Origin of the sequence: Shewanella avicenniae, from assembly GCF_017354945.1 — a bacterium.
GTDB classification, from domain to species: Bacteria; Pseudomonadota; Gammaproteobacteria; order Enterobacterales; family Shewanellaceae; genus Shewanella; species Shewanella avicenniae.
Map to the genome: position 1 here is coordinate 4,093,261 of NZ_CP071503.1, position 11,813 is coordinate 4,105,073.

The 11,813-nt window shown below is 50.4% G+C and carries 9 protein-coding genes; 3 read left to right on the forward strand and 6 right to left on the reverse strand.

Annotation, left to right across the window (positions count from 1 at the left end):
• The first annotated feature begins 150 nt into the window (after window positions 1-150).
• Window positions 151-1,023, forward strand: coding sequence for a LysR substrate-binding domain-containing protein (locus JYB87_RS18150; RefSeq protein ID WP_207354823.1), 873 nt, complete (start codon window positions 151-153; stop codon window positions 1,021-1,023).
• A 56-nt stretch (window positions 1,024-1,079) separates the two neighbouring features.
• Here JYB87_RS18150 and JYB87_RS18155 read toward each other — a convergent pair whose 3' ends face one another.
• A complete protein-coding gene (locus tag JYB87_RS18155) occupies window positions 1,080-3,242 on the reverse strand; it encodes a xanthine dehydrogenase family protein molybdopterin-binding subunit (protein ID WP_207354824.1) in 2,163 nt (720 codons plus the stop codon).
• A gap of 3 nt (window positions 3,243-3,245) precedes the next feature.
• On the reverse strand, window positions 3,246-3,713 hold the full coding sequence (locus tag JYB87_RS18160) for a (2Fe-2S)-binding protein (protein ID WP_207354825.1): 468 nt from the start codon (window positions 3,711-3,713) through the stop codon (window positions 3,246-3,248).
• Between the two features lie 291 nt (window positions 3,714-4,004).
• On the opposite strand from JYB87_RS18160, the gene mtnC reads away from it, so the two are divergent.
• Both mtnC and pbpG read left to right on the forward strand, forming a co-directional pair.
• Window positions 4,005-4,685: an acireductone synthase gene (gene mtnC, locus JYB87_RS18165; protein ID WP_207354826.1), complete on the forward strand. Its 681-nt coding sequence runs from the start codon at window positions 4,005-4,007 to the stop codon at window positions 4,683-4,685.
• Between the two features lie 156 nt (window positions 4,686-4,841).
• Window positions 4,842-5,762: a D-alanyl-D-alanine endopeptidase gene (gene pbpG / locus JYB87_RS18170; protein WP_207354827.1), complete on the forward strand. Its 921-nt coding sequence runs from the start codon at window positions 4,842-4,844 to the stop codon at window positions 5,760-5,762.
• Window positions 5,763-5,834: 72 nt separating this feature from the next.
• On the opposite strand, the gene JYB87_RS18175 is transcribed toward pbpG, so the two are convergent.
• The 4 genes from JYB87_RS18175 to JYB87_RS18190 form a co-directional block, all read right to left on the reverse strand.
• Window positions 5,835-6,233 (reverse strand): DUF1850 domain-containing protein, encoded by a 399-nt coding sequence (locus tag JYB87_RS18175; RefSeq protein ID WP_207354828.1) that lies wholly within the window; start codon window positions 6,231-6,233, stop codon window positions 5,835-5,837.
• The gene (locus JYB87_RS18180; protein WP_207354829.1) at window positions 6,233-8,254 is read right to left on the reverse strand and encodes a TRAP transporter permease; all 2,022 of its coding nucleotides are present in this window, start codon (window positions 8,252-8,254) and stop codon (window positions 6,233-6,235) included. Before JYB87_RS18180 ends, JYB87_RS18175 begins: the two co-directional genes overlap by 1 nt.
• 84 nt (window positions 8,255-8,338) lie before the next feature.
• Window positions 8,339-9,292 (reverse strand): TAXI family TRAP transporter solute-binding subunit, encoded by a 954-nt coding sequence (locus JYB87_RS18185; protein ID WP_207354830.1) that lies wholly within the window; start codon window positions 9,290-9,292, stop codon window positions 8,339-8,341.
• A gap of 675 nt (window positions 9,293-9,967) precedes the next feature.
• Window positions 9,968-11,758 carry an AMP-dependent synthetase/ligase gene (locus JYB87_RS18190; RefSeq protein WP_207354831.1) on the reverse strand — a complete coding sequence of 597 codons (1,791 nt, stop codon included), beginning with the start codon at window positions 11,756-11,758 and terminating at the stop codon, window positions 9,968-9,970.
• Window positions 11,759-11,813 lie beyond the last annotated feature (55 nt).

The following is an 11,813-nucleotide window of genomic DNA, read 5'->3' on the forward strand; positions in this document are numbered from 1 at the left end:
GGCTCAACAGTCGAAGAGGCTCAACCTCTATCTATTCAATTCAAAATGTGATCATCATCACTATTTGTGGTCACTTTATTATGTTACCGACGCCTCTACCAATTGTTTAAAAGCCTGATACCATAGTTAAAAAGTATGGGAGCATGAGAAATGGAACTTCGACATTTACGCTACTTCATCACCATTGCTGACACAGGCAGCTTTACCGAAGCAGCCAATCGGCTCTATACGGTGCAACCGTCGTTAAGTCGGCAAATTAAAGACTTGGAAAGCTATGTCGGCACACCGCTGTTAGTTCGTGGTCATCGCCAAGTGAGCCTGACCGAAGCAGGTAAAGTATTTTTGGATGAAAGCCGCTTGGTGCTTGCACAGTGTGAGCGGGCGGTTGAGCGGGCACGGCAAGTGGCTAAAGGGGCAGCCGCACAGTTTGTCGCGGGGTTTGACTATGGTTTGGAGCACAAATATCTGGCGCGTGTATCGTCGATAGTGCAGCAAGCTTCGCAGGTGGATTTGGTGGTGCGCAGTTTGCCCGCCCCCACCTTGCTGGATGAAGTACTCGCTGGAAAAATCGACGTTGCCTTTGTTCCTCCTAGACCTGATATGTATGGTTTTAATTTTAGAATATTAGGTCACTCGCCGCTGATTGCGGCAATGCATCGCGACCATCCGCTGGCTCAGCAAGCGCAGCTCAGCGCCACGGAGTTAATCAACCAGCCGATAGTCAGTGCCACCGCGGAGTTTGGCCCGGCGCTGCATCAAGCTAGTGTCGAGTTTGGCCACCGCAACGGCGTCAATCTCACGCTAAGTCACCAAGCAGAAACGCTGACCATGGCGATATCGCTAGTGCAGTCAGTCAAGCACGTGGCCTTACTGCCCTATTACAGCCGACATCTGTTTCCGAGCAACATTATTACCGTGGAACTCGCTGGCAATGTGCCACAAGTGCCTTATGCGATGGTGTGGCAAGCGAATAACCACTGCGAGGCAATAAACACAATGTTGCAGCAGTTTGCGGCCGAATAAGCCGAAACCGATAAAAAAGCCGCTGAATCAGCGGCTTTGGTGAGTTGCGAGATCAACTAAGCAAACATCTCGGGTTTGATCGGCAAGCTGCGTACCCGTTTACCGGTTGCTACGAAGAGTGCATTACACAACGCGGGGATCACCGGCGGTAATGCCGGTTCGCCAAGCCCAGTAGTAGGGTTGTTGCTCTTGATAAACTCCACTTCAACGGCTGGGGTCGCCTTCATGGTGATGATTTTGTGCTGATGGTAGTTGCTAACTTGCGCGCCACCGTCAATCTTCACCTCTTGATACAGCGCTTGCGATAAGCCCTCAAGCACAGAACCTTGGACTTGGTGCATGGCGCCACTTGGATTGACAATAAATTCGCCGACATCGCCCACAGCCCAGACTTTTTCAACCGTTACTTCGCCCTGGGCATTGACGCTGGCCTGTACCACCTCAGCAAAGTAACCCGCATGGCTGTAATAGCAAGCAATGCCCTTGCCGTGAGACTTAGGCACGGCTTTGCCCCAATCACTGATTTCCGCCACACGGGTGAGCACCGCAGCCATCCGTTGTGGCGAAAAGCCACCTTGCGGCGCGGCATCAGCACGACCTAACAAGGCAAGTTGGAACGCCAATGGATCTTGCCCTGCAGCATGCGCGACTTCATCCAACATACACTGGAAGACAAAACCCATGGCATTACTGGTTGGCGCGCGTAACCAACCGGTCGGGATCTGCGCCTCAATCAAAGATTGGCCAAATTGCAGATGCGGCACAAAGCCGGTGGGGAACTCGGCTGCGTGCATTCCCGCCGCCAACAGCATGCGGCCATTTTTGCCGAAACTCACAAAATGATCGCTAAAGGCCAGTAACTGCCCGTTGCCATCAAGCCCTGCCTTAAATTTGTGATAGCCGCCGGGACGATAGTAGTCGTGCTGAAAATCATCCTGCCGATTCCACAGCAGCTTGACCGGCACGCCCACGGCTTTGGCAATGATCGCCGCCTCGGCCATGTAATCGTTAAACAAACGGCGCCCAAAACCGCCGCCCATGCGAGTGATATTCACGGTGACATCACTAATATCAACGCCGATAGCGGCCGCCGCTTGGCGCTGACCGCTGGCGGGGCTTTGGGTTGGCGCCCATAGGGTTAAATGGCCATCGTGCCAATGAGCAGTACAGTTGATCGGTTCTAACTGACCATGCGCGATAAAGGGGTAGGAATATTCCGCTTCAACCAATTTGGCCGCTGCGGCAAAGGCTTTGTCTACATCGCCCACATTCTGGGCAATTTGCGTTGGCGCTTGCTGCCACAACTGCTGCGCTTGTTTATCAAAATCAGCACTATTTTGCTGTTTAGCTGGGCCTTCGTCCCAAGTCACCTTGAGTTGTCGACGCGCTTTTTCGGCTTGCCACCAGCTGTCTGCCACTATCACCACGCCGCTATCGACACTGCTGGAATCCACCACAAAGGCATGGCGAATACTGGGCATGGCTTTAATGGGGGCTAAGTCGACCTGCGCCACTTTGCCGCCAAACACAGGGCATTTATCAAACACCGCATGCAGCATGCCCGGCAGCTCAACATCAATGCCAAATAACGGCCGACCGTTAACCAAGGCGTCGTTATCCACCCCTGCGGTGAACTGGCCGATCACGGTAAAATTCGCTGGGTCTTTGAGGGAAACTGCCGCTAAATCTGGCGTCTTTTGTTTGGCGGCTTTACTCGCCAATTGCGCGTAGCTTAGCTGTCGACCTGATGCGGCATGATAAACCATGCCCGCTTTGGTGGTCAGCGCTGCCAGTTCAACCTGCCACTCCTCTGCGGCGGCGTGCAATAGCATCTGCCTTGCTGCAGCGCCGATGCGACGATGCTCATCTAAGTGCGCCGGCGTGCTGCGACTGCCACCGGCCGACTGTCGTCCAAACTCAGCACTGAGTGGCGCTTGCAGTACACTCACCTGTGCCCAATCAGCGTCGAGTTCTTCGCAAATGACCATCGGAAGTGAGGTTTTAATCCCTTGGCCGATTTCCGGCGCTACCGACATGATTTCAATCACGCCCGCGGCTGTGATCCGCACATGGGCACTCAGTACGGCCATTGCGGGAGTTGAGGGAGTGTCGGCAGCAACACCGAGCTTAGGCAGATACAAACCGAGAAATAAGCCACCACCAACAGCAGCACTGGCTTTAAGAAAATGACGTCGTTCAAGATTAAGAGAGCTGGTCATCGGTTAGCCCTCCTTCACGGCGTCAGCCGCTTGATGAATCGCCGCACGAATACGGTGATAAGTGGCACAACGGCACAGGTTGCGGCTCATGCCAGAGTCAATCTGCTGATCGGTGGGCTGTGGAAACTGCTTCAGTAACGACACCGCCGCCATGATCTGCCCTGCTTGGCAGTAACCACACTGCGGCACATCGAGAATCTTCCACGCCTGCTGCACTTTTTGACCGACCGCATCGGCGCTGATGCCTTCAATTGTGGTGATCGATTTGTTGCCGATGGCACTAATTGGCGTAACGCAACTACGAATCGGCTTACCATCGAGATGCACGGTGCAGGCACCACACTGCGACATACCACAACCAAATTTGGTGCCCTTGAGATTGAGCGTATCGCGTAACACCCACAGCAGCGGCGTATCGGGGTCGACCTCCGCCTGTAGCTGTTTACCGTTAATGGACAACGCGTATTTCATTACATCCTCCTTAATTGCTGCTCAGACAGCGTTTACTGAGGTTGAATCCTGCCGTTCCCACCCAACGTTAGTGATCCAGATCAGTGTCTAAATTTAAAGCAGTTCTAACAGATATGCCCGCATTACTCAAAATGAAAGGTGTTTCTAAATTAGTCAGCTGGCGACAGTCATGGAGCTTGATGATGAATTGGTCGCACAAGTGTCATACAAATCGGGGTTTGGCTGGTCAAATGCAGCAATAACGCTTAGTATGCTCAAAGCGCAAACAAGGAGTCTCGGGAGTACCTATTCATGGGCATCAGAGCCATTATCGTTGACACAGCAGGCACCACCACAGATCACGCCTTTATTCATGACGTGCTGTTTCCCTATTCTATTCAAGCCATGCCGACGTATCTGGCACAGCACAAAGATGATGTGCTCGTGGATAACTGTATTTGCGACACGCGCGAAATGGCACTTGAAGATGACGCATCGCTGGAGCGTGTTGCCGAGATTTTGCAGCAGTGGGTCAAAGAAGACCGTAAAGCCACGCCGCTGAAAACCTTGCAAGGGCTAATTTGGAAAGAAGGCTACGCCAAAGGCGAGTTTACCGGCCATATCTTCCCTGACTTTATTGATGCAGCTAACCGCTTTAAAGCCCGCGGCATTCGTTTGTATAGCTTCTCGTCTGCTTCGGTGGAAGCGCAAAAGCTGCTGTTTAGCCATAGTGATGGCGGTGATTTAACCGAAGTCTTCAATGGCCATTTTGATACCCGTACCGGTGGCAAATTGGACAAGCAAGCCTACAGCAACATCATTAACACCATCAGCATGGCGCCGAAGCAAGTGCTGTTCATCTCTGACTTTGCTGACGAACTCAAAGCAGCACAAGCTGCAGGCATGCAAACCTGCCAGATGATCCGCGACCCAGCCGAAGCCGCAGGCAGTTTCCGTCATATTCGCAGCTTTAACGATCTGCAACTGAACTAAGCTCAACTGCCGTAAACAGAAGGATGGCCTAGCCATCCTTTTTTGTTACAGATCAAAGGTAAATAATTCCCCGCTTACGCAGTGTTCACCTTGCAACAGCCGAGGTTTTAATTACACTGGGCAACGATATTTTCACTAGACATGCTTTGAGTGCCAATGTTGAGACGACTTATTACAGCCAGCCTCAGTTGCTTCATGCTGCTCACCAGTGCAGTTTATGCAGCGACCCAACCCTCTGAACAAGCGTTAGTGGCCTCGCAGAGTGCCATGCTAGTTGACCTCGACACGGGTAAAACCCTCTATGCTGAAGCGCCTAATTTGGTCACGCCAATCGCCTCCGTCAGCAAGTTGATGACGGCATTGGTGGTGCTGGATGCAGGTTTGCCGCTAAACGAACGCATCACCGTGGATGTTAGCCAATCACCGATGATGCAAAACGTGGTGTCGCGTATCCGCCTTGGCAGTAACTTAACGCGTAAAGAAGCCTTATCGCTGGCATTGATGGCCTCAGAAAACCGTGCCGCGACCACGCTGGCGCATCATTATCCTGGCGGTTACCAAGCCTTTGTTAAGGCGATGAATGCCAAAGCAAAAGCGCTGGGAATGAACAATAGCATGTTTGAAGAGCCGACCGGTTTGTCGCCGCACAACGTATCTACTGCGGCGGATCTCATTAAGCTGCTCATTGCATTAAAAAAATACCCAGTTATTGGTGAACTGAGTGTGGCCAAAAATCGTAGCGTGACGTTTCATAAACCACGTTACAGCATGGCGTTTTACAACACCAATCCCTTGGTCAACCGCAAGGGCTGGCACATCAGTTTGACCAAAACCGGTTACACCGATGAAGCGGGTCATTGCTTGGCGATGCTCACAAAGATGGGGAATCGCAATGTCGCCTTTGTCGCGCTCGATTCCTTTGGCAAATACACCCACATCGCCGATGCTAACCGCTTAAAGCTATGGCTAACCACCGGCAAAAGTAACCGAGTGCCCGCTGAGGCGCTGCAATACAAGATGAACAAGCGCGCCGAACATGCGCAGCAAGTGGGCAAACAGCAACTGGCAATTCCTTAGCCGGTCAGGCATTACTAGGGTGATTTAGCCCAAAATGAAAACGGCGCCAAGTTCACCCTTAGGCGCCGTTTGTTATTTTGTCAGAGAGGATTGCTGACATCCCCACAACTCGACCGCTGCAACCGCGGCTTCGGGTGGGCCAATCCAATGGCTCATTGGCTGACATTTGCCAGCAAAGCAGAGTTGATAGTCGCCAGCTTCAGGGGTTCGCCCCAGCTTCAACACGGGAATCGGTGCTAACTGAGGTTGATAGTTCCAGCTATCATCATAAAACTTAGCGCCGTCGGGGATCTCCATCCCCGCACCAGTGCCTTGCACACTCGCCTGCAAGATCTGTAACCCTTGCGGTGTAAGCTGGTAGTCTTCTTGCCAGACGATTTTCTCCACCGTATGACGCCAGCTCAGGGTGAACTGCTGTTGCGGCAGTTCAGCCCATACTTGTCCAGCTAAGCCTAAGCACAATCCCAACATTAGACTTTTCTGCGCGCCAAATAGTCACGCCCTAAATGTTGCAATAGGAAGCTCGCCACTAGCGCAAATCCGATTTCATCACTCATAGGGGTCGCGACAATCAAAGATGCACCAGCGGCAAAGCCCCAGATCCGCTCCCACCAGGTCAATGGCTTAGTGAGATAACCGGTAAATACCGCGCCCCACAAACCAATCGCCAATGCCGCTTTAAACACCACATAGATGATCGCCAACCAGCTATCACTCTGTAGCATCAACGCCGGTGAGTACACCGACATGTAGGGGATAATAAAGCCCGCGATTGCGATACGTACCGCCCATAAACTGATCTTTAAACCACGCTCTTTAGCAATTGGCGCCGCGGCAAAGCAGGCCAAAGCCACCGGCGGCGTTAAGTCCGACATAATGCCGAAATAGAACACAAACATATGCGATACAATCAACGGCACCCCGAGGTCTAACAGTGCAGGGGCAGCGATTGAACTGGTGATGATGTAGTTCGGAATCGATGGGATGCCCATCCCCAACACCAAGCAGGTGATCATGGTCAGCACCAGTGACAGGAACAGGTTATTTTGACCAACATGCAAAATATAACCCGCCACGGTAGAAGCCACACCGGTGAGTGATACCACACCGATAATCACCCCCACCAGCACACAGGCAATCCCCACTGGCACCGCATGACGCGCACCATCGACTAAGGCGTGCAAACAGATTTGCAGCGTATCGCGGCCACCTTTGATAAACCAACACACCCCCACCAAGGCGGCAATTACCCCAAATACCACCGCGATACCCATCTGGAAGAAGCCCGCACAGAGAATACCGAGCGCAATCCAGAAGATTAGTCGCAGCCACTTCGAGGAAACTTGCATCACAATTGCTGAGCCGAGAATCACTAACGCCGTCAGAGATAAGCCGACGGTGCCACTGAATAACGGGGTTCGACCAGAGAACAGCAGTCCGATCAATACCGCCAGCGGGATGAGCAGATACCAGCGCTCGGTAATCGCCGTCCAAGGATTAGGACACTCCTCTTTAGGCAAGCCATCCAGCCCGGCGCGCTTCGCTTCTAAGTGAACCATCCAAAATACCGAGCCGAAATAGAGTGTTGCCGGCACCAACGCCGCCTTGGCAATCTCAATAAATGGCACGTTGATGGTTTCCGCCATGATAAACGCAACCGCGCCCATGATTGGCGGCATAATCTGGCTGCCCATACTCGACGTCGCTTCTACGCCACCAGCAAATGCTGGGCGGTAGCCAAAGCGCATCATTAAAGGAATGGTAAATTGGCCAGTGGTCACCACGTTAGCTACCCCTGAACCGGTAATGGTGCCCATCAAGGCCGATGACACCACCGATACTTTGGCTGGACCACCGGATTTATGGCCAAATAAGCCGAGGGCAAAATCGGTAAATAGTTTGATCATCCCGGCCTGCTCTAAGAACGCACCGAACAGAATGAACAGGAAGATATAGGTCGCCGACACATAAGTGGGCGTGCCATAAAAGCCTTCAGTACCAAATGACAACTGGTTCACTATCTGGTCGAAACCATAGCCACGGTGCATTAAATCACCCGGCAGATATTCGCCAAACAGGCCATATCCCAAAAAGATGGTACAGATAAACGGCAAGGCAAAGCCCATCACCCGACGAGCCGCTTCAAACACCAAGGCGATCAGCAAAGTGCCAACCACTAAATCCTCGATGGTTAACTCACCAGAACGCTGAATCAGGTCCGCTTCAAACACCCATTGATAAATGGCGATACCAAATCCCAGCACGCCTAACAGCCAACCAAATGGCTTCAGCGGACGACGCTGGGTGGTCGGATAGGTGATAAAGACTATCAACAACAGAAAGCCAACATGCACTGCACGCAGAATTTGGGTTGAAACCGGATGAAACGCGGCGGTGATCAGCTGAAACGCCGAAAACAACAACGCAATTGCGAATAGAGCCTTGGGCCAATCTTTAGTGGCCGCATTCAATCCCTCATGGGAATCAGTCATATTTGCCTCGCTACATCAGAAACGACAAATCGCTTCGATCGAGTATCGAAGCGATTTCTGAAAGGAAACTGCTGGGCGCGAGCATTACTTGAGTGCGCCGACTTCCTTGTAGTAACGCTCAGCACCTGGGTGCAGCGGGATAGGAGATTGAGTCGCTTTGTCCAAAGAAATGGCTTTGGCAGCAGCATGGGCATTACGCAGATAATCCAAGTTTTCAAAAATCAACTTCGTCATCTGATACGCCACGTCGTCAGACACACCACTGTTGGTGACCAGCATGTTTTGGATAGCAATCGTATCCACATCAGCATCTTGACCATCGTAAGTACCGGCAGGGATAACACCGGGTTGGAACGCCGCATTACCGATGCGCTCAATCACGTCTTTAGGAATTGGTACAAAATTCACTGGCATAGTCGATGCCAAATCACGGTATGCCGCCATTCCCAAACCTGAAGATTGCAACGTTGCATCCAACTGGCGGTTTTTGATCAGTTCAACCGATTCGGCATAAGGCAGAAATTCTACTTTGCCGAGATCTTCATAAGAAAGTCCGGCAGCGGCAAAAATTGCTCGCGCGTTGAGTTCAGTACCGGATTTTGGCGCGCCCACAGAGACACGCTTACCTTTCAAGTCAGCCAATGACTTAATGTTGGAATCTTTGTTGGCCACAATTTGAATATAGTTAGGATAAACAGAGGCAATCAAACGCAATTTATCGAGTGGCTTTTTAAAGCCAGCTTCTTCATCACCCTTCCACGCCGCTGACACTGAATCGCCCAAGGCAAAACCTAATTCACCGCGATTCGCTTGCAGCAGGTTGAGGTTCTCTACCGAAGCTTTGGTGGCTTGCACAGAAGTCTTCGCGCCATCAATGTTGTTACCATAAAGCTGTGATAATGCCACGCCCAACGGATAGTAGATACCGCTGGTACCGCCCGTCAGTACGTTAATAAATTTAGGCGCAGCCCATACTGCTGAGCTGAAGCTGACAATCGCAGCGGCGCCAATCACACCAAGTTTCTTATAGAGTTTCATTTTGGTATTCCTTGTTTGACTTTGACACAGCGTCACCACCCCTCATAACGCTGACCAAGCACAGATGAAGGCTTCATCTGTTAATTGCTATCCATTAATAATCACTTATTGCTGTTTAATCAATAACCAAAAAAGTTAATCAGCAGTTAATTTTGGTCGAGAATTATTAGTGCAGCAAATACTAATATATTGATCTGTTTCTGATTAATGTACCAAGTGGACAAAGGTCGAATATTGAATAAACTAAGATGGTTAGCGTTCACCTCACGGTTATTTTGCTAAATTTTACGCGTTTAACAAATTTAATATACTTAAGCCAGTTAAATACAAATTACAAACAACAATGATGAATAACATACTGAATATTAGTAATTTTATTTTGGTTAAATTTTAACAAAACAAAATTAAACCAAAACAAAACACAATTAACCACTGCGCAACAATTGGCAAATACACAGAACGCTTACACAAGATTGATGTTGTCTATTAGGGGATTGGCAACGATAGTGCTAGAAAGGACACTTGAAAGCATGGAGACTTGCACTTCGTCAAAATGGCTACTTTTATGAACAAATTAGAGAAAATGCAGACAAGATAGTAAAAATCTAATTTTTGTGATCAAACCTACAAAAAAGCCGCCAAAAGGCGGCCTTATTGTTACGTTAAATGACGCACTTAACTGTTATACATGGCGTTAATTTCGTTCGCATATTTGCTGTAAATCATCTTACGACGCAGCTTCAATGTTGGCGTAATCAAACCCGCTTCCATCGAGAACGCTTCAGGCAGCAGGGTGAATTTTTTGATCTGCTCAAAGCCTGCCAGCTCATGCTGTAGCTGCTTTAATCGCTCTTCAAAATGTGCCACCACTTGGGTGTTACGGATCAGCTCAATTGGCGAGTCATAGTTGAGGCCTTTTTGCTTTGCCCATGACTCTAGCGCTTCAAACGCTGGCACAATCAATGCGGTCACATAGTTACGAGCATCGGCAATAATTGCCACCTGCTCAATTAATGGACAGCAACCCACTTTTCCCTCAACCCGCTGCGGTGCAATATATTTACCGTTAGAGGTTTTCATCAGCTCTTTCAGACGGTCAGTGATGAACAGATTGCCGTTTTCGTCGATACGACCGACATCACCGGTTTTCAACCAGCCATCTTCAAAAGCTTCAGCGGTTTCCAGTGGCCGATTGAAATAACCGCGCATCACGGTTTCACCGCGCACTAGAATTTCATCATCCTTACCGAGACGTACTTCCACTTCATCCAGCGGTAAGCCGTTAGCACCTTTCACTCGATTGTCTGGCGAACAACATGCCACCGTTGCGGTGGTTTCAGTCATGCCATACCCCACCAGCAATGGAATATTGATCGCTGCGAAGAACGCACCAACGTCGGCATCTAACGCCGCGCCGCCGCAAGGCATATATTTGATGCGGCCGCCGAGCGCGTTATGCAACTTGCTGTAAACCAGTTTATTGGCCAGCAACCACTGCCACTTCAACAACAGGCTACCTTTGGCGCGACCTTGGTCAGCTTCAAACTGACGTTGGCCTACCGAAATCGCCCAAGCAAACAACTTGCGCCGTGATGCAGGGCCTTTGTTCACTTTATCAATAACGGCGCTATACACTTTTTCAAGGAAGCGTGGCACAACACAAACGGTGTGCGGCTTAACGGCGGCAATGGCTTGCTGTACTCGCGGTGTATCGGCCAAGTAGACGTTACGGCCGCCGCGGCTCATCACGTAGTAGCTCCAACCGCGTTCATACACATGGCTCAGCGGTAGAAACACTAATGAGACATCGCCTTGCTCAAACGGCACTCGCTGGTGATGTTGACGCATCGCTGACGCCACATTGCGCTGATCCAGCATCACTCCTTTAGGATCACCGGTGGTGCCTGAGGTGTAAATCAAGGTCAACAGGTCATCGAGGCTTGATTCTGCCAAGCGTTGTTGCAACTCAGGATGAGTGACGCCAGCTTCTTCAGACAACAGAGTGTCGAGATGAAAGTGCAGTTCGCTTTTCAGCTGCACGTCATTATCAAACACGATTACCTGCTGCAGCGCCGGGCACAATGGCTGCAGTTTACAGGCCATTTGGTATTGCGCCTGATTGGTGACGCATAGCACTTTTGCCCCAGAATCACGCAGAATGTATACCGCTTGCTCAAGGGTTGAAGTGGGATAAATCGGCACCAGCACGCCACGCGCTTTATTGGTGGCAATATCAACAATTGACCATTGTGGACAGTTGTTAGACAGAATAGCGACACGGTCTTGAACCGCTAAACCGTGGTCAATAAAGGCCGCGGCTAATTGATCGCTATAATTTTTAAATTGAGTCCAGCTGACCTTGTCCCATGGGGACGCCATTTCAAAGCCTTCGAGGGCGATATTATCCGGCTGCTGTTTTACTTGCTGTTCCAGCAGTTTGACAATTTGGTATTGCGCAAGAGACATGATGTAAATCACCTTTTAGCTTACAGCTGTTTCGCTTTTGCCATTTTAACTCAAG

Bases quoted from the DNA above. Each gene is read 5' to 3' on its own strand.
- JYB87_RS18150 (WP_207354823.1), top strand. From the start codon at position 151: ATGGAACTTCGACATTTACGCTACTTCATCACCATTGCTGACACAGGC.
- JYB87_RS18155 (WP_207354824.1), bottom strand. From the start codon at position 3,242: ATGACCAGCTCTCTTAATCTTGAACGACGTCATTTTCTTAAAGCCAGT.
- JYB87_RS18160 (WP_207354825.1), bottom strand. From the start codon at position 3,713: ATGAAATACGCGTTGTCCATTAACGGTAAACAGCTACAGGCGGAGGTC.
- mtnC (WP_207354826.1), top strand. From the start codon at position 4,005: ATGGGCATCAGAGCCATTATCGTTGACACAGCAGGCACCACCACAGAT.
- pbpG (WP_207354827.1), top strand. From the start codon at position 4,842: ATGTTGAGACGACTTATTACAGCCAGCCTCAGTTGCTTCATGCTGCTC.
- JYB87_RS18175 (WP_207354828.1), bottom strand. From the start codon at position 6,233: ATGTTGGGATTGTGCTTAGGCTTAGCTGGACAAGTATGGGCTGAACTG.
- JYB87_RS18180 (WP_207354829.1), bottom strand. From the start codon at position 8,254: ATGACTGATTCCCATGAGGGATTGAATGCGGCCACTAAAGATTGGCCC.
- JYB87_RS18185 (WP_207354830.1), bottom strand. From the start codon at position 9,292: ATGAAACTCTATAAGAAACTTGGTGTGATTGGCGCCGCTGCGATTGTC.
- JYB87_RS18190 (WP_207354831.1), bottom strand. From the start codon at position 11,758: ATGTCTCTTGCGCAATACCAAATTGTCAAACTGCTGGAACAGCAAGTA.